Annotated in this window: 19 protein-coding genes; 5 read left to right on the top strand and 14 right to left on the bottom strand. The window is 60.6% G+C overall.

Going from position 1 to position 21203, the window contains the following annotated elements:
* Nucleotides 1-25: 25 nt before the first annotated feature.
* From NVB75_RS20895 to NVB75_RS20850, 10 genes are all read right to left on the bottom strand, one after another.
* Nucleotides 26-1522 carry a YdgA family protein gene (locus NVB75_RS20895; RefSeq protein ID WP_258343096.1) on the bottom strand — a complete coding sequence of 499 codons (1497 nt, stop codon included), beginning with the start codon at nucleotides 1520-1522 and terminating at the stop codon, nucleotides 26-28.
* A 266-nt stretch (nucleotides 1523-1788) separates the two neighbouring features.
* On the bottom strand, nucleotides 1789-2421 hold the full coding sequence (locus NVB75_RS20890) for an NADH:ubiquinone oxidoreductase subunit N (protein WP_258343094.1): 633 nt from the start codon (nucleotides 2419-2421) through the stop codon (nucleotides 1789-1791).
* An 81-nt stretch (nucleotides 2422-2502) separates the two neighbouring features.
* Complete coding sequence (locus tag NVB75_RS20885) at nucleotides 2503-3945, bottom strand: efflux transporter outer membrane subunit (RefSeq protein WP_258343092.1); 1443 nt, start codon at nucleotides 3943-3945, stop codon at nucleotides 2503-2505.
* On the bottom strand, nucleotides 3942-4832 hold the full coding sequence (locus NVB75_RS20880; protein ID WP_258343091.1) for an efflux RND transporter periplasmic adaptor subunit: 891 nt from the start codon (nucleotides 4830-4832) through the stop codon (nucleotides 3942-3944). The genes NVB75_RS20885 and NVB75_RS20880 overlap by 4 nt, the downstream gene beginning before the upstream one ends.
* On the bottom strand, nucleotides 4829-5038 hold the full coding sequence (locus NVB75_RS20875; protein ID WP_017478036.1) for a DUF1656 domain-containing protein: 210 nt from the start codon (nucleotides 5036-5038) through the stop codon (nucleotides 4829-4831). Before NVB75_RS20875 ends, NVB75_RS20880 begins: the two co-directional genes overlap by 4 nt.
* On the bottom strand, nucleotides 5035-7113 hold the full coding sequence (locus tag NVB75_RS20870; RefSeq protein ID WP_258343089.1) for an FUSC family protein: 2079 nt from the start codon (nucleotides 7111-7113) through the stop codon (nucleotides 5035-5037). Before NVB75_RS20870 ends, NVB75_RS20875 begins: the two co-directional genes overlap by 4 nt.
* Nucleotides 7110-7541 carry a MarR family winged helix-turn-helix transcriptional regulator gene (locus NVB75_RS20865; RefSeq protein ID WP_003218197.1) on the bottom strand — a complete coding sequence of 144 codons (432 nt, stop codon included), beginning with the start codon at nucleotides 7539-7541 and terminating at the stop codon, nucleotides 7110-7112. The genes NVB75_RS20870 and NVB75_RS20865 overlap by 4 nt, the downstream gene beginning before the upstream one ends.
* Before the next feature lie 218 nt (nucleotides 7542-7759).
* On the bottom strand, nucleotides 7760-9229 hold the full coding sequence (locus tag NVB75_RS20860; RefSeq protein ID WP_258343087.1) for a Fic family protein: 1470 nt from the start codon (nucleotides 9227-9229) through the stop codon (nucleotides 7760-7762).
* A 101-nt stretch (nucleotides 9230-9330) separates the two neighbouring features.
* On the bottom strand, nucleotides 9331-9576 hold the full coding sequence (locus tag NVB75_RS20855; RefSeq protein ID WP_258343086.1) for a DUF2789 domain-containing protein: 246 nt from the start codon (nucleotides 9574-9576) through the stop codon (nucleotides 9331-9333).
* Between the two features lie 57 nt (nucleotides 9577-9633).
* Entirely contained in the window at nucleotides 9634-11229 is a 1596-nt protein-coding gene (locus NVB75_RS20850) for a glycosyltransferase family 39 protein (RefSeq protein ID WP_258343084.1), read from the bottom strand.
* Nucleotides 11230-11450: 221 nt separating this feature from the next.
* Between NVB75_RS20850 and NVB75_RS20845 the strand changes: the two genes are divergently transcribed.
* The 5 genes from NVB75_RS20845 (at nucleotide 11451) to NVB75_RS20825 (ending at nucleotide 16487) form a co-directional block, all read left to right on the top strand.
* Complete coding sequence (locus NVB75_RS20845) at nucleotides 11451-13613, top strand: outer membrane assembly lipoprotein YfiO (RefSeq protein WP_258343083.1); 2163 nt, start codon at nucleotides 11451-11453, stop codon at nucleotides 13611-13613.
* 3 nt (nucleotides 13614-13616) lie between these two features.
* Complete coding sequence (locus tag NVB75_RS20840) at nucleotides 13617-14324, top strand: DUF3142 domain-containing protein (RefSeq protein ID WP_258343082.1); 708 nt, start codon at nucleotides 13617-13619, stop codon at nucleotides 14322-14324.
* Between the two features lie 77 nt (nucleotides 14325-14401).
* Nucleotides 14402-15100 (top strand): hypothetical protein, encoded by a 699-nt coding sequence (locus NVB75_RS20835; RefSeq protein WP_258343081.1) that lies wholly within the window; start codon nucleotides 14402-14404, stop codon nucleotides 15098-15100.
* Between the two features lie 17 nt (nucleotides 15101-15117).
* The gene (locus NVB75_RS20830) at nucleotides 15118-15801 is read left to right on the top strand and encodes a hypothetical protein (RefSeq protein ID WP_258343080.1); all 684 of its coding nucleotides are present in this window, start codon (nucleotides 15118-15120) and stop codon (nucleotides 15799-15801) included.
* Nucleotides 15798-16487 carry a protein phosphatase 2C domain-containing protein gene (locus NVB75_RS20825; RefSeq protein ID WP_258343079.1) on the top strand — a complete coding sequence of 230 codons (690 nt, stop codon included), beginning with the start codon at nucleotides 15798-15800 and terminating at the stop codon, nucleotides 16485-16487. Before NVB75_RS20830 ends, NVB75_RS20825 begins: the two co-directional genes overlap by 4 nt.
* Here NVB75_RS20825 and NVB75_RS20820 read toward each other — a convergent pair.
* The 4 genes from NVB75_RS20820 to NVB75_RS20805 form a co-directional block, all read right to left on the bottom strand.
* Nucleotides 16484-17065: a hypothetical protein gene (locus NVB75_RS20820; protein ID WP_258343078.1), complete on the bottom strand. Its 582-nt coding sequence runs from the start codon at nucleotides 17063-17065 to the stop codon at nucleotides 16484-16486. The two genes, NVB75_RS20825 and NVB75_RS20820, sit on opposite strands and share 4 nt — an antisense overlap.
* 59 nt (nucleotides 17066-17124) lie before the next feature.
* Nucleotides 17125-19578: a TonB-dependent siderophore receptor gene (locus NVB75_RS20815; RefSeq protein WP_258343077.1), complete on the bottom strand. Its 2454-nt coding sequence runs from the start codon at nucleotides 19576-19578 to the stop codon at nucleotides 17125-17127.
* A gap of 94 nt (nucleotides 19579-19672) precedes the next feature.
* A complete protein-coding gene (locus tag NVB75_RS20810) occupies nucleotides 19673-20629 on the bottom strand; it encodes a FecR domain-containing protein (protein WP_258343076.1) in 957 nt (318 codons plus the stop codon).
* Entirely contained in the window at nucleotides 20626-21135 is a 510-nt protein-coding gene (locus tag NVB75_RS20805; protein WP_008433639.1) for a sigma-70 family RNA polymerase sigma factor, read from the bottom strand. Before NVB75_RS20805 ends, NVB75_RS20810 begins: the two co-directional genes overlap by 4 nt.
* Between the last annotated feature and the right edge of the window lie 68 nt (nucleotides 21136-21203).

Below are 21203 nucleotides of genomic sequence, written 5' to 3'. Positions count from 1 at the left end.
GGCCTACATCACTTTGAGACGAGTTTTATTGAGCGCCGTTGACCGCGCCGAACTTGCCCAGCACAAAACCAATGAATTGCTCGACGGTCATTTTCTGGCCGTTGAAGGTCACTTCATTGTTGGCGTAGTGCAGCTTGGACACGATATCGGTGCCCACCAGGGTCGCCAGTTGAGTGCCCACAGCCATGCCGCTGATCATCTCGCTGGCCATCTGGGATTGCTGCTCGATGGCTTTCGGGTCGGTCACACCACCGATCTGCGCTTGCAGGGCGGCAACGTCCTGAACCATCGGCTTGGACAGAGTCAGGTTGGCGTCCAGCAGCGCAACGATTTGCTTGCCCAATTCAACCGGCGGCAGGTCCATGCTCGACGGCTTGGCGAAGTCCGCCACCAGGTTGAAGCGGCTCTCGCCATTGGTGGTTTTCAGCGACAGGTTTTCTACCGCCACCTGCGGCTTGGCAGCCAGCAGTTGGTTGACATTGGCCTGGGCCAGGGTTTGCTCGGCTTCGGTCAGTTGCAACTCAGGCACTGGCTGGCCGGCAGCGGCAGCGGCTTGGGCCGGTTGCACTTTTTCCTGGTAGAGCTTGGTCAGCACCAGCATCGATGGGATATCGACGTTCTTCATGCTGACCGCCATGGCCGCCGAACCCACTGGCTTGCCCTGGTAACCGATCTCGTCGATCTTGTAGTCGACACGGCCGGCCAGGTTGTTGTCCTTGGTTTCGCTGCTGTCTTTCTGCTCAAAGTTCTTGAGGGTCAGCACCGCTTGCTGCGGGCCGAAGGTGACCTTGGTGTTGGTCAGCTCGACCGTGTTTTGCCCGGTGTAGAAACCAAAGGTGGTTTTTTCCAGGTTGCTGGCGATGGTCAGGCCGCTCAGCTCGGCATCCAGCTTGGCGTTGTTGGCATCGACAACCGAAACCTTGAGGCTGTCCATGTAGCCGCTGGCCTTGACCTTCTTGCCTTCGGCAGTGGAGTCGAAGTCCAGGTTGGCACCGGAGAAGCTCACGGCCGACTTGTCGTCCTTGAGCTCCAGGGGCAGCAGTTCAACGTTGCCGTTCACCGAGCGGTTGTAGCCGATGTTGGCCACGCCTTTGAGCGGCGACACGTCTTTGCTGGCGGCGAACCATTTTTCGGTGGTGGGGTTTTTCTCAAGCTCGTAGTGACTGGTGGCCATGACCGGCAACCACTTCAGCGACACCAGGCGCGAGAACGGCAGCGGGCCGTGTTCGATATGGTCGACGAACAGCAGTTCGGTGTCCTGATTGTTTTCGCCGAACACTGCGCCTTGGGCCTTGAGGCGATAGTGGGCGGTGCTGCTGAACAGCTGGCGGTCGAGGGAGACCAGTTCAAGGGTCACGGTGCCGTCGACGCCGGCCATGGAGGTCTGCAGTTCCTTGTTGGCATCCTGGATGGCGGTTTGCAGCACCGGCTCCAGTTGCTTGCCGGTGTACCAGGCACCGCCTGCACTGATTGCACCAATGGCGACGACGATACCCAAGAGAACGACTGCTGGCTTATTCATGTAGTGACCTGATCAAATCCTGTGAAGTGGGCTGTCTTCCCTGAACCCCGAAGGGTGTCGGCTCAAGCCCGCCGAAATCCGGGGAAGATTAGCATTGGCTGGCGTATGCGGCCCAGTTTTTCAATAGGCGCAGGCTTCAGCGGTGAACGGTAAAGTGCCTTCGCGAGCAAGCCCGCTCCCACCTTCGACTGCATTCCAAAGATGGAACTCGATCGAAGGTGGGAGCGGGCTTGCTCGCGAAGGCGTCAGTACAGACACCACAGACTTCAGGAATACTCGGTTTCGATCTCATCCAATTGATGGTCAAAGCTCTTCAGCCGCGCCGTCCACGTGTATACCAGCACTTCAAACTCACGGTGAATCACCGCATTGCCCGGGGTATCCGACTTGGGATCATAAAAATCCAGCTGGTAACGCTCTCGCGCCATCGCGGTGGCCACGTCGGATAATTCCCGGGCGTTATTCAGCCAATGCCGTCCGTCGGCGACTTGCCGATCAAGCATCACGCATTGTTTTTTCAGGGCTTCGAGGCTTTTTTCCAGCGGGGTGCCGGTCAGTTCACCCATGACTTCCTGGAAGGTGCGCCCCGGTTGCCAGTAGCTGCCCCAGAAGTAGCGGTCGAACACCGTCTCGACCCGGCGCAGGGCGACTTTGGTGTCCCAGATCGCCACGCGGGTCTTGCCTTGTTCGAGCAGTCTTCGCTTGATTCGCTGGCCCTGGTAGGTGGCCCACGCCACCACACCGATGGACAGCACCGCGATCAGCGCGCTGGCACTGTCGAGGAACACCATGGCCTTGTCGATTTGATGGGCCAGCATGATGCCGTAGAAGTACGTCGCCGATAGCAACACCAGTGCGAAGAACACGCACCAGAAAGCGGGAGCATAAGGGTTTTTCATTATTGGAATCCCCATGAGCAAACGCGAGCAGTGACAAGCGGGTCATCAACAGAACCCGCCAGTCAAAGCATAGCAATCAGCTCAGGGTTTGCTGGCTTGTGTGGCTTGCGTTCGTCCACTTTCCCAGCCGCCGCCCAGGGCCAGGAACAAATCGATCTGGCTCATGGCAACCTGGGTGTTCGCCGCCGCCAGTTGCGCCCGTACATCGGTGTAGGTGCGGGTGGCTTGCAGGTCGGCCAGGAATGAGGCGCGGCCGGCCTGGAAGAAGCGGTGCGTCTGCTCCGCGGCCTCTTTGGCCGACGCGCCAGCATCGGCCAACGCATCGCGACGTTGCAGTTGCGCGGTGTACTGCGCCAGGCCCGTCTGGGTTTCGCGGATGGCGTTGAGCACCACGCCGTCGAAATGCGCCAGGGCGCCCTGGGTCGCGGCTTCGGCTTCATGGATGCGGGCGCGGGCGCCGTTGGTCGGCAGCGTCCAGCTGATCAACGGGCCAAAGCCCCAGCGGTTGGTGGCCGGTGTGCCCAGGTCATCCAGGAGACCCACGGTGCCGACGGTGGCCCCGATGCTGATGTCCGGGTACAAGGCGCCGGTGGCCACACCGATGCGCGCAGTGGCAGCCGCCAGTTGGCGTTCGGCCTGGCGCACATCAGGGCGACGCTTGAGCAGCGTGGCGCCGTCGCCCACCGGCAGCAATTGCGCGATATGCGGCAGCTCGGCGCATTGGGCGGTGCCGGCCGGCAGTTGATTCAGTGGCTTGGCCAGCAGCATCGACAGGCGAAACAGCCCGGCCTGGCGCAACGCTTCATAGCGCGGCATTTCGGCGCGCAGGGATTTGTACTGGGTTTGCGAACGGGTGACCTGGGTTTCATCACCACGCCCGGCATCCCGCAGGCGTTGGGTCAGGTGCGTGCTCTGGGCTTGCAGGTCGAGGGACTCGTTGGCGATCGCCAACTCTTCGTTGGCCGCGCACACCTGGGTGTAAGACCGCACCACGTCCGCCACCAGGGTGATACGGGCGATATCGGCCGCCGCCTGGGCCGCATCGGCGCTGGCCTGGGAGCTTTCAATGCCGCGCTGCAAGGTGCCGAACAAATCGAATTGGTAGGACGTGCTGATGCTCGCAGCGCCGATATTGCCCACCGGGACTTTTTCCGTCAGCAAATAGGCCTCACCGGATTCTTGCAAGCGCTGGGCTTCCGCCTTGGCGCCGGCACTCCAGCCGCCGGCAGACTCGGCTTGCTGCACCTGATAGCGCGAGCGCTGCAAGTTGGCCGCAGCCACCCGCAGGTCGGTGTTGGAGGCCATGGCCTGCTCCACCAGCTTATCCAGGCGCGGGTCTTGATAGAGCTTCCACCAGTCCGCCGGCACCGGCGCCGACACCACATTGTTGCCCTCCCCGGCCAACTGGCCCTGAAGGTCACCACGGTTCACGGCCGCCTTGTCCGGCAGCTTGTAATCGGGGCCCACCACTTGGCAGGCCGACAGCAACAACCCCAACCCGGCGGTTGCTAAAAGCCGTTTCATGGCTGGTTCTCCGACGTGGGTTTATCGCCGATGATCGACACCGTGGCTGTGCGCCCGGCAATCATGCGGAAGTCTGCCGGTACGTCGTCAAACGCGATGCGCACCGGAATCCGCTGGGCCAGGCGCACCCAGCTGAACGCCGGGTTGACGTTGGGCAGCAGGTTGGAGCCGCTGGTGCGGTCACGGTCTTCGATACCGGCGACGATGCTCTGCACATGCCCGCGCAGGCGAGCGTTGTCGCCGATCACGCGGATGTCGACACTCTGGCCGACGTGGATGCCGTCGAGCTTGGTCTCTTCGAAATAGCCGTCGATGTGGAAGGAATTGCTGTCCACCACCGACAACACCGGGCGCCCGGCCGTCACGAACTCCTGATTACGCGGCGCACGGTCGTTGATGTAGCCGTCCACCGGGCTGCGGATCACCGAGCGGTCCAGGTTGAGCTGCGCGGCATCCACCGCCACTTGCGACTCCGCCAGGGCCGATTGGGCACGGGCCACGCGGGACTGGCTTTCTTCCAGTTGCTCGCTGGCCACCAGGTTGCCGAGGCCACGGTTACGCTTGTTCTCGCGCACGGCCTGGGCCAGGGTTTCCTGGCGATCGGCCACGGCGGCCTGGGCCTGGCGCAGGGCCAGTTTGAAGCGGTCCTGGTCGACGGAGAACAGCACCTGGCCGCGCACCACCAACTGGTTGTCACGCACGTCCACTTGCTGGATCAGCCCGGACACGTCCGGAGCGATCTGCACGATGTCGGCACGGATATGGCCGTCACGGGTCCAGGGGGCGAACATGTAGTACATCACCATGCGCCACACGACGACGCAGGCGAAGGTCACCACCAATAACGTCAGGACTACACGGCCGATGGTCAAAAAAGGTTTTTTCATGTCATGAGGTATCGACTGAGTGAGTCCACTGCGCCCAGCAACAGAGCGTAGAGACCCACATTGAACAATGCCCGGTGCCAGACCAGGCGATAGAAGTGGAGGCGGGTCAACAGCCCGTGCACCACCAGGTACAACACATACGTAATGCCCATCAGCACCAGCAGCGTGGGCAGGAACACCCCGCTGATATCCAGATCACCGATCATAAAGGCGCTCCATCGGGTAACGGCGCTTGCGTCTCTGTGCCGCCAAGAAATTCCACGCCGGGCAACAACGCCAGGCGCAAGCCGCTGAGGGCGTGCAGCAGGTGCAGGCGGGTTTCGCCCTCACCTTGCAGGCCCTGGCCGTTGAGCGCGCGGCGGGTACGGTCGAGGGTCATCAGCAGACCGCTGGGGGCCGGCAGACGTTCACCGGCTTTCAGGCAGGCCTTGAAGTAACCGCCGACGCCTTCCACCACCTGGTTCAACAACACACGCGGAACCCCGAGGATGCGCGGCGAGTACGCCAGCAGGTCCAGCAGGTTCAGCGCCACCCGTACTTCCCGCAAAGCGATGCCGGTGTCCTGGCCGGTCATGGCCAGGCGCGGCAGGTGTTGCATCAGGCGGTCGAGCATTTGCACGCCCATCTTGCGGTGTTCGGCCAGGGTCGCAGGCTCGGTCAGGGTGACGATGTCGCGCCAGCTGAAGCGGGTCAGGCGCTTGGCCGCCAGTTCAGCGCCGAACGGCCGGGCAATCAGGGTCCATACAAAGGCGAACAACAAGCCCACGGGCCCCGCCAGGTTGGAGTTGGCGAAGGCCAGGAAGTCCGCGTCGTAGGCGCCCTGGATGCTGATAAACGACGAGGTGTTGACCAGCGTCAGCAGCATGCCGAGGTAGAAGCGCGGCTGTACCGTCAGCGTGCCGATGCAGATAAAGGGCACCGAAAACGCCAGCACCAGCATCGGGAAATCATGCAGGTTGGGCAGCACCAGAAACAGGTAGAGGCTGGCGAACAGCACCGACATCGCCGTCCAGAAAAAGAACCGGTAGATCTGTGGCGCCGGGTCGTCCATCGAAGCGAAGAAGCTGCAGGCCACCGCCGCCAGGATCACTGCGCTGCCACCGTCGGTCCAGCCCAGCAGGATCCACAGCACCGAGGCGACGATGATCGCGGTGACGGTGGAAAACGCCGAGTAGAACATCAGGCCACGGTCGAGGAACGGTGTCAGCCGGCCCAGGCGCCAGTGGCGGTACACCGCGCGCCAGCTGTCCTGGCTTTCGCACTGGATAGCGGCTTGCAGGCTGCGGCAGTCTTGCCACAGATCCACCCACTCGCCGAGGCGATACAGGGCGTTGGAGAACAGCAACTGGTGGCGGTCATCCAGGGCGTCGGCATCGGGTTGCAGGGCTTCGATCTGGTCGCGCAGAACACGCCAGCGTTCGAGGGGCGCGTCCTTTTGCGTGCTGTCCAGCCACTCGTTGGCGGCGGTCAGCAACGGTGTGAAGCGGTCGAGCAATTCCGGCGCGCGGTGTTCCAGGGCATACACGGCATCGTCGAGGGCATCGATCACCGGCAGCAGGTGGATCATCCGCCCGCGCAGCTCCTTGGTGTTGCGCACCGTTTGCGGCCGCGAGCCCTCATGGGGCAACTGGCCGATCATCAATTCCAGGGTGTTGAAGGTGGCAACCATGCCGCCGCGCAGGGTGCTGATTTCTTCGGGCTGCACGTTGCGGCTGAGGAAGCGCCGGCTGTAGACCTGCGCGTCGGCAAACCACTTGCTTACCGAGTCATCGAACACCGGCGCCAGGCGTCGCGGCCAGAACATCGCACCGACCACGGCCGCCACGGCAATGCCAAGGAAGATTTCTTCAGTCCGCGCTTCGGCCACATCCCACACCGCCAGCGGGTTATCCACCACCGGCAGGGCGATCAGCGGCAAGGTGTAGCCGGCCAGCATCAGCGCATAGCTGTTGGCGGTGCGCAGGTGCAGGGACAGGAACAGCAGAATCCCGGTCCACAGCGCGATCACCACCACCAACACGTAAGGCGTCTGCACAAACATCGGCACAAAAAACACCGCAGCGGCGGCGCCCATGAAGGTACCGACCGCCCGGTACAGCGCCTTGGAGCTGGTAGGGCCGACAAACGGGCTGGAAACGATATACACCGTGGCCATCGCCCAATACGGACGCGGCATTTGCATCAGCATGGCGATGTACAACGCGATCATTGAAGCGGCGAATGTCCTTACGCCGTAGAACCAATCCTTGGCCGGCGGCATGCCGGTAAAAAATCCGTTCAAGAACTCACAACCATGGGATGTTGATTGGCGCCTTCGAAGGCCCGCAGTACGCGCAGCGCAGCTTCCAGGTCATCGGGATCGATCGTCGCCAGCACCTCGCGGCGCAGGCGCACCAGCTGTTCCTCCACCGCCTGCACCAGCTCGCGGCCACGCTCGGTGAGGCTCAAGGCCTTGGCGCGGCGGTCGTGGATGTCTTCGGTGCGGCACACGTAGCCGGAATTGCACAGTTGGTCCAACAGACGCACCAGGGACGGGCTTTCCATCCCGGCGGCCTGGGCCACCTTGACCTGATGCACACCGTCGCCGAGGCGGCCGATCATCAGCAGCGGCACGGCGCAGGCTTCGGAGATGCCATAGCTGACGAGCGTGGTCTGGCAGATTTTGCGCCAGGTCCTGGCACCTACCACCATGCTGCTGCTGATGTTCATCTGGAGTTGTTCGAGGGTCTGGGACACTGGACTCTTCGCATACAGTTAGTTTGCTAACTATCAATATGGTCGATGGATCCAAAGCAGTCAAGTTTTGATACAAATTTGCGGATGGGTGGCGAAGCGACGCAGCCCAAGGAACTGCTGCTCTTTACCCTAGTTCATGTGCCGGAAACGTCCGCGCGAAAGGCGATTTTTTTGCGCCGAGCCGATCGCCGCTAAGCCGTCACCCGTCCTACCTCCTCCTCAATAAACTCAAACACCTCCTGCGCAACGCTGTACTGGAACTGCTTGCGTCGGTGCCGGGAAACCTTGCCCTCGTTATCCAGGCACATCATCACCAGCTTCGACAGATCGCTGCCGCGCACGTCGTAGCGCTCGTTCACGGCTTTAACCACGCGGTCGTAGCGATCCAGGAATTCGGTTTCCTCGCGCAGCTCTACTTCAAACGCCCGGCGGGCCATCTGCAAGGTGAATTCCACGCAGCGGGTGGCATCCCAATAGCGGTAAATCGAAGGATGGCCAATGAAGTCAAAGGCCATCTGGTCGCCATCCAGCCAGGTGACATTCCAGAATTCCCGGGAGGGTTGTGAGAATGCCTTGAGGGCTTGCAGGTAGGCTTGTTCCTCATGCTTCATCGCGACCGATACCGGCAGCAGCAGGCCGTTTTCCAAAGCACCGTAATGACAGAGCGTCTGATGCACCAGAAAGCGCGACAAGCGCCCATTGCCGTCCATGAACGGGTGCAAGAACACGAAACCGAAGGCGGTCACTGCTGCTGCCACCAATGGGTCGACGTCCCGCACTGGCTGGTTGGCAAAAGCCATTAGCTCTTCCATCAACTCCTGGCACAAATCCGGCGCGGGGGGCACATAGCTGACGCCCGCAGCGCCCCTCAGACCGTTATGCAGGTGATTCTGCTCGTGACGGAAGGCGACAGCTTTGTCGAAGGGATTGGATACAGTGCTGTTTTGCAGCTCTACCAGGTAGTCCTCGGTGAGCAGGCGCCCTTCATGGGCCTGGCGCAGCAGTTGAACGAAGCGACGGGACTTTTCTTCGCTAGGTTGTTCTTTTTCGATGGCGAACGAGTCGCGGGTTTCATGCAGGTAAGCCCATTGGATGGCGCGGTCCATCATTTCAGGCGGGAGGGTGGCCATGAAGGACTTGGCGCGGCCCAACACATCCAACGCCAGTAACGCCTCTATCTGTGGAGTGCGCTCTACGGTGGCACAGTAATGCAACGAGCCCAGACCGTTGAAATCGACTCGCCAGCGGCTATTGCGGGTACTGGGGCCTGTTACATAGCGCTTGGGATCGAACAGGAAAACAACACTTCCGCGCACCGGCGTTGTGTAATCCAGCGAGCGTCCAGTGAGCCCTTCCCACAGGAAGCAGGCTTTGCGAATAAACACACCATTGGGAGACTTGGCGAGTTCAGACAGAAAAGGCTCAGGGCCAAACTGCTCAAATGTCTGAGCCAAAACAGGCAGGTTGATGCCTTCATGCTTGAGGGCGAACAGCACATGCTCGAATAAAGAATCTTGTCCGGGCGCCACCGATTGCGGGACCGCGAGGCAATCACCAATCAAGGTGATGCGCGTCACCGGTTTGATCATGGCGACGCGCTTGGGAGCGATGACCTTAAGGCTCAACGCCTCACATAAATGAGCGTAACCAACGACGGGCATGGTGAGCGTCCCTAGAAAAAATTAACCAGGGGGATTAAAGCTCAGTTTTTTTTACCTCTCACCATTTATTTTTACATTATGGGGATTTTACAAAATTTTTTTTACACCCCTCGCCCCTCTCTCAGCCGCAAATTCAACTCATCCACCACCTCTGCCCAATCCGCATCCTCCAAAATCTCTTCACGCAAAAACGCCTTCTGGCCTGGCGTCCAGAAAAACGCTTCCGCCAGATGCAGTTCGGGTTTGAGCGGGGAATGCACCGCGATAAAGCGCTCGATGCTCACCGGGTCATCCGGCAAGCCAAGCTGTTTGAACAATGACGGCAAGCTGTGGACTGGAGATTCCATGATGTGTTCCTGAAGGAGGGCTAACCTGAGTCTAGAACCTCTGAGGTGCCGCGCAGATTAATCACAGCCAGTGCGGTGAACACCTGCCGGCGCGTTGCACAGCACAAACAGTCGGGCCCGTGCGCCACCGCCATCCTGCTGGCTGAGCTGGCGCCATCCTGCCGGCAATGGGGCAAAATCATCCGGGCCATCAGCGGCGCTGATCAGCCAGACACGCTGGATTTCAGCCGGCAACGCCGACAGGCGATCCAGGTAAATTCGCCCGCCATCCTGGTCCACTAAGGTGCCAAAACCATAGGCATTCGGCCGCGTCGATTTGCCGGCGGCGGTCGGCGGTGTGAAGAGCTGCAACTGGGCGTCGGTTTCGTCGTAATAGACGTAGGGCAAGTACCACAGCATGTCGCTGATGACGATGCGGTCATCTTCCTGGTAGTTGCGGTTGACGAACTCCACCACCACGTTGAATTGATCATGCTCATCGACGGTGGCGTTGGTCTTCACGCCCACCCACTCGACCCCGACAAACAGCACCAGCAGCGCAGCCCCCGCGAGCGGCAGGCGTGGCGACAGACGGTCGACAGCCACCGCCACGATGATCGGCAAACTCATCGCGTAGGCGGTGAGATAACGCTCGATAAACACCGGGGAAATGAACGAAACCCCATAGACCAGCAGCACCGGCAGGATGAAAAACAGCGCCAGCAGCCAGCCGAAACGATAGCGGCTTTGATCGCGCCAGGCGGTGACGCCTACCAACGCTATCAGTAGTAAAGGAAACGCAATGAAGAGGGGGCCCCACAAATGGTCGCCCGGGTCCTGAATGAGGAACTGCCACACCATCGATGGCACGGAATACAGGTTGACCGGATCCTCCCAGCCAATATCACCGCCCACCTTGAGTTCTTCGGTGTGCTGCACCAGGCCGAGCAGGTTCGGCAGCCAGGGCAAGTACAGCAACACAATCGCCACGTTGGCCAACCACCAGCCCGGACGCGTGACAAGGCGCAGGCCCCCGGCCCGTGGCAGCCGCAGCAATACCAGCCAAGCCCAGTGCACCAGCACGCACAACGCGGTGAAGTAGTGGGTGTAGAAGGCGGCGGTCATCAACAGCGCATAGACCACCAGATACCGCTTACGCTCAGGCTGGCGGACCCAATACACCAATGCCAAAGTTGCAGCCAGCAGCCACACGCCCAGCAGCGAATACATCCGCACTTCCTGGCTGTAGCGCACCGCCGTGGGCAGCAACGCCAACAGAATTCCGGCCAGTACCGACGCGCGGCGGGTCGCGATCAGGCGCGTCAGCCAGACGCCCAGGCCGACGGCTACCACGCCAGGGATCGCACTCACGCTGCGCAGGGAGAAAATACTGTCGCCAAACAGCTCGATCCAGCCGCGCAGCATGAAGAAATACAGCGGCGGATGAACGTCATGGGCGGCGTGAAACCACAGGTCTTCCAGGGAGTACTCAGCGAGCAGCAGGCTTGAACCTTCATCGCCCCAAATCGCGGAGGCGGTCAAACCATAGAAGCGCACGGCCATGGCCAACGCCACCAGCGGCACCCACCACAATCGAGCCAGCCAGCCGGCATTCTCCCAAAGACCAGGATTGACCACGGGAAAGGCCCCGGCCTTGTTGTCTTGTTCCGCCACAGAGCGTCGCACCTCTACTTCCTCACCCACTACTGAACCTGCGCTTGCGCGAACACCCGCCACTCTAGGTGAAAAGGCCTTGATTCGCCCGCTGTTTTGCTCGTTTTGAGCCGCCATCCGCCAATCGGACAAATCTGAATTTTGCGCAGGGTGTCTCCGACGCTTTGGTCGGATCAGGCTATGATTGCTGCCTTCCATGGATTCAGGATCAAGGACACTTCATGCGCATCGGTCTTCTGTCACCCCTGACACTGGCATTGCTCGCCACCCTGCCCTTTCAGGCCCACGCCAGCGGCGATGACTCGTGCTACCCGGATTGGCGGGTGTCGCGTAACAGCCTGGACGTGTGCAGCAACCTGCCGTTTTTGAGCCCGGGCAATGACAGCCGAGTCAACCTGCGGCTGCTGCTGGCGGACAAAAACGTCATGCCGCTGGCACCGAATGCCCTGGGCGAGCAGGACTTTTCCGAAGGCTTTGGCCCGGTGCCATTCCCGGTGTATCGGCTCACGCCCGCAGCAGATGAGCCCGACAACAAACCCGACGACTCGCGCACCGCCGAACTGGATGAACTGCTCAGCCCACTCGGCATCAAGCGCGATGACTACAAGGCCGCCGGTGAAGCCTTCCTTTCCGGCGAAGGCAGCCGTTGCCGCAGCAACGCCGATGACAGCGCCGCCGCGTTTATCAGCCAGGTGGTGAAGGCCGATGTACCGCAGGCCGAGCGTCAGGTGCTGGCCAAACTGCGCTTGCAGATGCTGACCGGTTGTTCCTCGGACGGCGTCCCTGCGGGCGAGGCCGATCAGTTGAAATCGGCAGACGGCCAGGCATTGCTGGCCTATCTGAAAGCCGCCGGGGATTTTTACAGCGGGCGCTTCAGCGACGCACAAAAAGGCTTCGCCGCGCTGACGAGCAGTTCGCTGCCCTGGCTCAAGGAAACGGCGTTGTACATGACGGCGCGCACCGCGCTGAACGACGCCCAGCAAAATGCTTTCGACGAATACGGCACGCCCTCGCTTGAGCATGTGGATAAGTCCGCGCTGCAACAGGCCGAGACTGGATTCGATGATTACCTGAAAACTTATCCACAGGGCGAATATGCCGCCTCCGCCCGCGGCCTGCTGCGCCGGGTGCACTGGCTGGCGCCCAACCCCGACAAACTGGCGGACGACTTCGCCTGGCAACTGACTCAGGCCACCGAGGCCCAGCGCAACGTATCCCTGGATGAACTGGTGCAGGAAGCCGACACCAAGTTGCTGACCAGCACCACGGCACCCGTGGGCAATCCGTTGATCCTGGCCCTCAACGACCTGATGTGGATGCGCGCCGGTGACCCGCCGAAGCTCACCCGTGAAGCCCTCGACGGGCAAAAAACGATATTCGCCCAAGAACCGGCATTATATAACTACGTGCAAGCGGCGTTTGCCGTGTACGTCGAGCATCAGCCCGACCGCGCCTTGAAGCTGTTGCCGCAGGACGTGCCGTCGAACCTCGATTACTTCGCCTTCAGCCAGCAGACCCTGCGCGGCCTGGCACTGGAAGCCAAGCAAGACTGGAAAGCCGCCGAAGCGCTGTGGCTGCAACTGCTGCCGCTGGCCAAACAACCGCTGCAACGCGACCAGCTGGAGCTGGCCTTGGCGATGAACTACGAACGCAGCGGCCAGCTGGCCAAGGTATTCGCCGCCGACTCGCCGATCAGTGCCAAACAGGTGCGCTATATCCTGCTGCGCAACGTCGCCGGTCCCGATCTGCTGCGCCAACAGCTTGCCCATGCCAGCGACCCGGTAGAGCGCCAGACCGCGCAGTTCACGCTGCTTTATAAAGACTTGTTGCGCGGCCAGTTTGAGACCTTTGCCGAGGACCTGAAGCAACTGCCCGCCTCGGTTCCCGATGACAAGCTCGGCACCAGCCTGGGTTACGTCTACAGCGGCGGCCAGTCGTTGAAACTGTTCCAATGGAACGGTGACAAGGCCGAGTCCGGCTACACCTGCCCGAGCATCGCGCAAATCGCCAGCACTCTGCAGGCCGATCCGAAAAACCCGCAAGGCCTGAACTGCCTCGGTGAATTCGTCCTGCGTAACGGTCTGGACGGCATGCCCCTGGAACAAGCGCGCTCCGCCGGCAGCCTGGGCAGTACCGCCTCGCCCTTCAAGGGCGAAACCTTCTCGCGGCTCGAAGGCTACAAGCGGGTGATCGGCAATCCCAAAGCCCCTCACAACGACAAGGCCTACGCACTGTTTCGCGCCATCAACTGCTATGGGCCTTCGGGCTACAACAGCTGCGGTGGGGAAGACGTCGACAAGGCGGTGCGCAAAGGTTGGTTCCGCCAGCTGAAAACCGGGTTTGCCGATACCCAGTGGGGCAAGTCGCAGCAGTACTACTGGTAAGCCGTGAAGCGCTTCTGGCTGGCCCTGCTCCTGCTGGCAAGCCCGGCCTTCGGCGCGGTAGACGCCCGCGACCATGATGCGTTCTGGCTGTGGAGCGGCGTCGCGCCGCAGCCGGTGCTCAAGCAGGCCAAAACCCTGTACATCCTCCAGGGCCAGATCAACTCAACCCGCCGCGCCCCCCAGCGTGGCGTGCAGTTCATCGCCCAAGGCATGAGTGTGCCGCGCATCACCCAAGGTGAAATCTGGGTGGTGTACCGCGCCCACACCCTGCACTGGCCCGAGACGGTCTACAGCCAGATGCTCGGCCAGGTACAACGCTGGCGAGACGCGGGCAACCCGGTGGTTGGCATCCAGATCGACTTCGACGCACGCACGCAATACCTCAACGAATACGCCGACTTCCTGCGCGACTTGCGCCAGCGCCTGCCCAAGGATTTGCGCCTGAGCATCACCGGGCTGATGGACTGGAGCAGCAACGCTGACCCGGCCGCCATCGCCCAACTCAAAGGCGTAATTGATGAAGTGGTGGTGCAGACCTACCAGGGCCGCCACAGCATTCCGGACTACGCGGCGTACCTGCCACGCATGAACCGGCTGGGGGTGCCGTTCAAGATTGGCTTGATTCAGGGTGGGGAATGGGAGGAGCCGGGGTATTTGAAGGGAAATAAGTGGTTTCGTGGGTATGTGGTGTTTTTGCAGAATCCGACCTGATGCTTGACACGGATTAAGACTTTATGCAAGAAAGTGTCCTCTGTCCGCGGACAGAGGACACTCGGAACCGGAGCCCCATGAAAAGTCAAGATATCGTAGTTCTGTTCAAACTAATCAGTCTTGAACTGCGGGCAAAAGGGGAGCGCGTAAAAAAGCGCGAATTTACCGTCCCCAATGACGAGCATGATCCATGGGCCCAGAGAATGCAGCACTCTGACGGCACCTTCAGTTATCTCAAGACCTATCAGTTTTCCGAGCCGGAAGATTGTCGTGGCTGGGATGATCGCGACGAAGAAGTAGAGAAGGGCAATCTTCAAAGCTATTCCGTGCGAGCTCTATCTTCCGCACTCGGGCTAAGCAAAACCGAAGTGTCCTCGTCACTCAATCGCTGCCGCGACATTGGCCTGATTTACACAAACCACTCCGACGGTTCACCACTGGTTAGAAGCAAAGCGCTTCTCGATCTGGTGACCTACAGCATTCGCTATATATTTCCCGTGAAGCCCGGCCCTATTGTACGAGGCATTCCGACTGCATTCGCAGCCCCGATCCTGGCAGGGAAAGTCATGAGTGGCGGCGACCTCATGCCTGTTTGGCCTGACGCCTATGGCAAAAGTAAAGGTCAGGAAATCACACCCTTATATAAAACTGTGCCGGGCGCAGTAAAAAAGGACGAGCTTCTCTACCACTTCCTCGCCCTCGTCGACGCCATTCGTATCGGAGGCCCACGAGAAACCAAAGTGGCCGACGCCATGCTGCGGGAGTGGATCCTTTGAACTCAAACAGAACAATGATGCTGCGCATGCTTGGAGAGGTTGCTGAGGCGCTGGGGGAGGAGCTGCGGGAACAAGTGGCCTTCGTCGGCGGATGCACCACTGTCCTGCTTATCACCGATGAATTCACTCAGGAATCCATTCGTGGCACCGACGATGTCGATCTGGTCATTCACCTGACAAGTACCGCTGACTGGTATCGGCTGGAGGATCATCTCAAATCCAAGGGCTTCAAGAATACCGGACAAGACACTGTTACCTGCCGCTTGCGCCTGGGCGCCCTGAAAGTCGACTTTATGCCGACAGATGAAAAGGTATTGGGGTTTTCAAATACCTGGTTCGTGGGCGGGTTGGAAAATGCTGTTTACCACGACCTGCCCGACGGCATTCGAATCAAGGTATTCGCTGCGCCGTGGTTTCTTGCCGCGAAACTGCAGGCCTATAAGGGACGAGGAAACGGGGATGTTCTGATGTCCAACGACATTGAAGACATCATCGCATTGGTTGATGGCCGCGAAGAGTTGGGTGAAGAAATGAAGCTAGCGCCGAGCGAGCTACGAACGTTCGTCAGCCAACAACTTTCTGAACTCCTGAGGCTTACGGCGTTTTTAGACGTGGTTCAAAGTACAGCTCAGGACCCTGATCGTGAAACGTTGATTCATGAACGGCTGAGCACAATGATTGCATCCGGAGCGCACGCTTGACCCTACCTGTGAGCGTAACCCGCCAAGGAACCAACCGAGCGGAAAACAGGGACGCCGCCGGCTCGGCATACAACAGCGGTGCCTACCTTTACGTAATAGCAGACGGCACCTCAAAGCCCGAAAGCGGCGCCTTGGCGCGGGCACTGACTCACTATGTGCTGGCTTCCTTTTCCAACCTCAAGCGCTCTGAGATTTCCTGTCCCGACAAAACCCTTGATCTGACACTCACTTCACTCAGCGAAGTACGCTCAACCCTTTGCGCAAATTACCCCTTCGCCTCCGCCAGCTATCTCGTACTCATGATTCATGGTCACACCGCCGTTTCCATTCACGCAGGTGACTGTTGCCTGGGACAGCTGGAAGATGGGCGCGCGGTAAATTGGCTAAGCCCGCCTCACTGCGGCCCCAACTGGAAGAGCGACCTTAGCCACGACCTTATCGCCAGCAGCCCTACACGTAAAACACTGTGGAACTGCATGAGCTATCGCAGGCCGCATGAGCCGCATATCCAATCGTTGCAAGCAGGCCCTGATACGAAGTGGATCTTGGCCACTGACGGTTTTTGGGCTGAGCTCTCACCCGCGCAACAACTCAAGGCTATTGCGGGCCAAAGCCTCGATGATCTCCAAGGCGACGACGACATTACCTTCATGCTGTTGCAAGCTCAGAAGCAGCTCATCCTCTAACCCTGCGCCAGCTCAGCTAAACGCATCGCCGATACAATCGAGAGCGCGTAAAAACACAACCCGATAGCGATCCAGATGCAGTTAGCCAAGGTCAGGCGTTTGTTCACTTCACCCCTGAGGTCATTCTCCACTTGGTTCACCGCGCGCTGTACCTGCACCATCAGGTAGAGATGCACAATCGTCAGGCAAGCACTGATCTTCATCGCGGTCAGCGGCGCAAGGGCCCATGAGTACATGTAGGGCAAGGCACCGCAAACAACCAACCCGATGGCCACGCTGCGTGGCTGCCATTGATACGTCGGAGCCTTGACCTCAACTTGCCGGCGGATTTTCATGATCAGTGGGTAAAGGAAAATCACCGAGAAGAACGCCCGCACAACCGGCCAGACGTTCGCGCCAGTCGCCTGCCGATAGCAGGTCCACTGCTTGTAGAACCAATAGACGAAATACATACCCGAGGTCAGCAGAATCATGATCACCAGCTTGCGCGGTGCGACCACAAAAAACGTGGATGCAGCGGCAAGCGGTTGGCTCAATTCGGCCTGCGGCGGCGCGTAGGGGTTGTCGATCACTGACACGGAAAATCTCCTGAAGGGTGTTTGGCTAAAACACGTTAACGGCCGCCGTTCGCAAATGTTTACCAGTCATAGGTCAAACTCGACACCACCGTGCGCCCTTCCCCGTAGTAACAATCCAGGTCGCTGGTGCATTGCGACACGTAGGTTTTGTTGGTCAGGTTCTGCACATTCATCGCCAGCTTCACACCTTTGAGCTTGAACGGCGAGGCACCCAGGTCGTAGCTCAGGCTGGCGTCGTAGACGGTATAGGACGGGATGCTGAACGCTCCTGCGTAGTAATCACCGAAGCTGCTGCGAACATAGCGCGTACCCACGCCTGCCCCAAGGCCCGCCAGGGGTGTGTCGCCGAGGACGGTGTAATTGACCCACACCGAAGCGGTAAGCGGTGAGATGCCTGCCGGGTGTCGGCCTTGGCGGCCGTCATTGTCTTTGGTGTATTTGATGTCGTTGCGCGCTGCCGAGGCGACCACGTCCCAGGCATCGCTGAGGGAGGCCTTGGCTTCCAGCTCCACACCCCGTGAGCGCATGGCACCGCTCTGGGTGCTGAAGGTGGTGTCTACCGGGTTGGTGGTCAGCACGTTTTCCTGGTCGAGTTGGTAGACCGAGACCTGCACAAAACTCTTCTGGCCCGGCGGCTGATATTTCAGGCCGACTTCGTACTGGTTGCCGGTAGAGGGATCAAACGGTTTGCCGCTGATATCGGTGCCCGACAGCGGCAGGAAGGATTCGGAGTAGCTGATAAACGGCGCCAGGCCGTTATCGAACAGGTACACCAAACCGGCCCGACCAGTGAACGCCTGGTCTTTGCTGCTGGTGCGGGTGTCGGCCAACGGCTCCTTGTTGACCACGTTGGCCCAGTCGTAGCGCCCGCCAAGGACCAGCGCCCACTTATCCAGTTTGATCTGGTCCTGCACATACAGGCCGGTCTGGGTCACGGTGCGGTCCCAGCGGTAAGGCTGGCCGAAATTCATCCGCTGGCCGTAGACCGGCTTGAACAGGTCGATCACCGGCGGATTACGGTCGTACAGGCCGTGGAATTGCGAGTTGAAGTGGTAGTAATCGAGGCCGACGATCAGCGTATGGGACAGTGCTCCGGTGTCGAATTCCGCCTGGGCGATGCTATCCACACCAAACACTTTGTTGTTCTGCGACCAGTCCACGCCGAAGCGCTGCAGGTAGCGTTGGTCTTGCACGCCAGTTGCCGGGTTGGGTACAAATCTGTAGCCGTGCAGCGGTGCGGTGTAACGGTCGTCCACCTCGGCGTAGCGGGCATTTTGCTTGAGGGTCCAGGTGTCGTTCAGGCGATGGGACACCTCATAGCCCAACACGTACTGCTCGCGGTTGTACTGGTTGACGCCCGGCTCGCCGATAAACACATCACGCTTGATCTTGCCGTTGGGGTTGTCCCAGATCGTCCCGGACGCGGGCAAACCCTGGGCCTCGGGCACGCCTTTGTCTTTCTGGTACTGGGCGAACACGGTCAGGCGCGTGTCGTCGTTGGGCTGCCAGGTCAGGCTGGGGGCGATGAATTGGCGTTTGTTCTCGACGTAGTTGATCTCGCCCTGCTCGTCCTTGGCCAGGCCAGTGAGGCGATAGAGCAACTGGCCTTGTTCATCCAGTGGACCACTGAGGTCGATGGCGGCGCTTTTGTGTTCGTAGGTACCGGCTTCCAGCACCACTTGATGTACCGGGGTTTCGCTGGGGCGCTTGCTGACCATATTGACGATGCCGCCCGGCTGGTTCTGCCCGTATAACACCGAGGCCGGGCCCTTGAGCACTTCGATGCGTTCCAGAGAGTACGGCTCGATCTGCAATGCACCGCCGGTGCTGCCGCCGCCATAAGGCAAGTGCAAACCATCGAGGTACAGCGGCGTCGGCGAGAAGCCACGGGAGGTGGGTTCATCGAACAGTTTGACGCGGTCGGAAAAGCCGCCGGCGGTCATGCCCGGCGTATAAAGCAGCGCCTGGGTGACGCTTTGGGCGCCGCGCGCCTTGATCTCGGCGGCGGTGATGACGTTGATGGTCTGGGGGATTTCCACCAGCGCCGAATCGGTCTTGCTGCCGGTGGCGCTGCGCTTGGCAACGATGCCGTCGACCGGGCCCCAGGCCGCTTCCTGATCCTGTTGGCCACTGATCTGCGTCGCCCCGAGTTGCAGCGCGCCGTTCGCCGGCAGCGCCTGCAACGACCAGCCGCCCTGGGATTGCACCGCGACCAACCCGCTGCCGGCCAACAACCGTTCCAACCCTGGCCCGGTGGCGTAGCGGCCCTGCAAGCCGGCGCTGCGCTTGCCTTGGGTCAGCGAGGCGTCCACCGACAACAGGATTCCCGAGGCGCTGGCGAACTGGTTCAAGGCCTGGTCGAGGTTGCCCGCGGGAATGTTGTATTGGCGCAGGGCTTCAGCGCTCTCCTGGGCCTGGACCACGCTCGGCACCACAGGCGCCGTCGCCAGCAAACTGACAAACAGGCCACGGCGCAGGGCGCGGGCCAGGGGTTGGATTGGGTGGTGCGACATTGCAGGGCTCCCCGTGAGAACGCTTCTTGATTGGCTTTCAAGAGGTATCCCGGACGGGGTTGGAAAACCGACAAGCCGTAGGCAAAAAATTTTTTTAGACCCGCGCCTTGATCGTGACCCAATAGCGCGTCACCGCCTGTACCTGCACCGGCAACGAACGTTCAAGCGCGTGGAGAATCGCGTCGGTGTCATTCAGCGGAAACACGCCGGTCAATAGCAAGCCGGCCACTGCCGCATCGCAGCGCAATAGCCCCGGGCGATAACGGCTCAACTCGGCAACGAACTGCCCCAGCGGCTGGCGCTCGGCGATCAAGCGGTTCTCGGTCCAACTGCTGGCGTTGGCATTCACAGGCGCCAGCGTCGAGGCCTGGCTGGCGCTGAACCACAGGCTGTCCCCGGCATTCATCTGCACCGCCGCGCCGCGCACCGGACGCACCTGCACGCGCCCTTCATACAGGTCGACGCGGCTGCCATCGTCCACTTCACGCACGGCAAACCGGGTGCCCAGGGCCTGCACATCTCCGGCCGGGGTTTCGACGATCAATGGCCGGGACGGGTCGTGGCCGCTGGTCAGCAGGATCTCGCCACGTATCAGGCGGATACGCCGCTCACTGGCGCTGAACCGCAGGTCGACCGCGCTGTTGCTGTTGAGGTCCAGGCGCGTGCCATCGCTCAAGGTCAGGTGACGAATCTCGCCGGTGGCGGTGCGGTATTCGGCAAACGCCGCCTGCCAAGGCTGGCTGCTTTGCACCAGATAGCCGCTGCCACCGGCCACCAGCAACAGCCCGAGCAGTTTCAAGGCGGCGCGGCGTTGGGTGTCCGGTGTATCGCGTAACACCGCACGGGCACTGTCGACCGGCACACCGCCGAGGGTTCGCTGTAACTGCTGCAAGCGCTTCCAGGCGCGCCGGTGTTCCGGGTCGGCCTCCTGCCAGCGCGCGAAGGCTTGGCGCTGATCGCCGTCCATCTCGCCGCCCCACTGCAGCATCAACCACTCGCTGGCCTGCTCGACAATGGCCGGGGCAATCGGCGCTTCGTGCCGGGTTCTCATTCTTCGTAGACGACCTGATAGCAGGCGAGAATCGCCCGGGTCATGTACTTCTGCACTGAACTGACGGTCACCTCCAGGCGCTCGGCGATCTGTGCGTAGCTCAGCCCTTCGAACTGCGACAACAGGAACGCGCGGCGCACGTTGTCGGGCATGCGGTCGAGCATGGCGTCGATTTGCATCAGGGTTTCAAGGATCAATGCGCGGGTTTCCAGCGACGGCGACTCGGGCTCCGGCAGGTGGGCGATGCTTTCCAGGTAGGCGCGCTCGATGCGCAGCCGCCGCCATTGATCAATCACCAGGTTACGGGCGATCTGTGTCAGGTAGCTGCGGCTTTCCTTGTCACCGGGAAAGCGCCCCGATACCAGTAAGCGCAGGAAGGTGTCCTGCGCCACATCGGCGGCGTGTTCGCGATCGCCCAGGCGTTTGCGCAGCCAGCCTTGCAGCCAGCCGTGATGGTCGCGATACAGGAGATGAAGCTGTTGCCGGCCGTCAGTCGCGGTGTCCATGAAAAGCTCAGATACGTTATTGAGAGCAATTATCATTACACCTTGTTGCGCGGCTGGCAAAGTTCTTT

Source organism: Pseudomonas sp. CBS (genome assembly GCF_024734645.1).
GTDB lineage: Bacteria > Pseudomonadota > Gammaproteobacteria > Pseudomonadales > Pseudomonadaceae > Aquipseudomonas.
This window is presented reverse-complemented; position numbering and strand designations above follow the sequence as displayed.

Excerpts from the sequence above, each read along its gene's own strand:
- NVB75_RS20875 (WP_017478036.1), bottom strand. The coding sequence starts at position 5,038 with ATGATCGGTGATCTGGATATCAGCGGGGTGTTCCTGCCCACGCTGCTG.
- NVB75_RS20845 (WP_258343083.1), top strand. The coding sequence starts at position 11,451 with ATGCGCATCGGTCTTCTGTCACCCCTGACACTGGCATTGCTCGCCACC.
- NVB75_RS20830 (WP_258343080.1), top strand. The coding sequence starts at position 15,118 with ATGCTGCGCATGCTTGGAGAGGTTGCTGAGGCGCTGGGGGAGGAGCTG.
- NVB75_RS20865 (WP_003218197.1), bottom strand. The coding sequence starts at position 7,541 with ATGAACATCAGCAGCAGCATGGTGGTAGGTGCCAGGACCTGGCGCAAA.
- NVB75_RS20855 (WP_258343086.1), bottom strand. The coding sequence starts at position 9,576 with ATGGAATCTCCAGTCCACAGCTTGCCGTCATTGTTCAAACAGCTTGGC.
- NVB75_RS20890 (WP_258343094.1), bottom strand. The coding sequence starts at position 2,421 with ATGAAAAACCCTTATGCTCCCGCTTTCTGGTGCGTGTTCTTCGCACTG.
- NVB75_RS20810 (WP_258343076.1), bottom strand. The coding sequence starts at position 20,629 with ATGAGAACCCGGCACGAAGCGCCGATTGCCCCGGCCATTGTCGAGCAG.
- NVB75_RS20885 (WP_258343092.1), bottom strand. The coding sequence starts at position 3,945 with ATGAAACGGCTTTTAGCAACCGCCGGGTTGGGGTTGTTGCTGTCGGCC.
- NVB75_RS20815 (WP_258343077.1), bottom strand. The coding sequence starts at position 19,578 with ATGTCGCACCACCCAATCCAACCCCTGGCCCGCGCCCTGCGCCGTGGC.
- NVB75_RS20835 (WP_258343081.1), top strand. The coding sequence starts at position 14,402 with ATGAAAAGTCAAGATATCGTAGTTCTGTTCAAACTAATCAGTCTTGAA.
- NVB75_RS20805 (WP_008433639.1), bottom strand. The coding sequence starts at position 21,135 with ATGGACACCGCGACTGACGGCCGGCAACAGCTTCATCTCCTGTATCGC.
- NVB75_RS20860 (WP_258343087.1), bottom strand. The coding sequence starts at position 9,229 with ATGCCCGTCGTTGGTTACGCTCATTTATGTGAGGCGTTGAGCCTTAAG.
- NVB75_RS20895 (WP_258343096.1), bottom strand. The coding sequence starts at position 1,522 with ATGAATAAGCCAGCAGTCGTTCTCTTGGGTATCGTCGTCGCCATTGGT.
- NVB75_RS20880 (WP_258343091.1), bottom strand. The coding sequence starts at position 4,832 with ATGAAAAAACCTTTTTTGACCATCGGCCGTGTAGTCCTGACGTTATTG.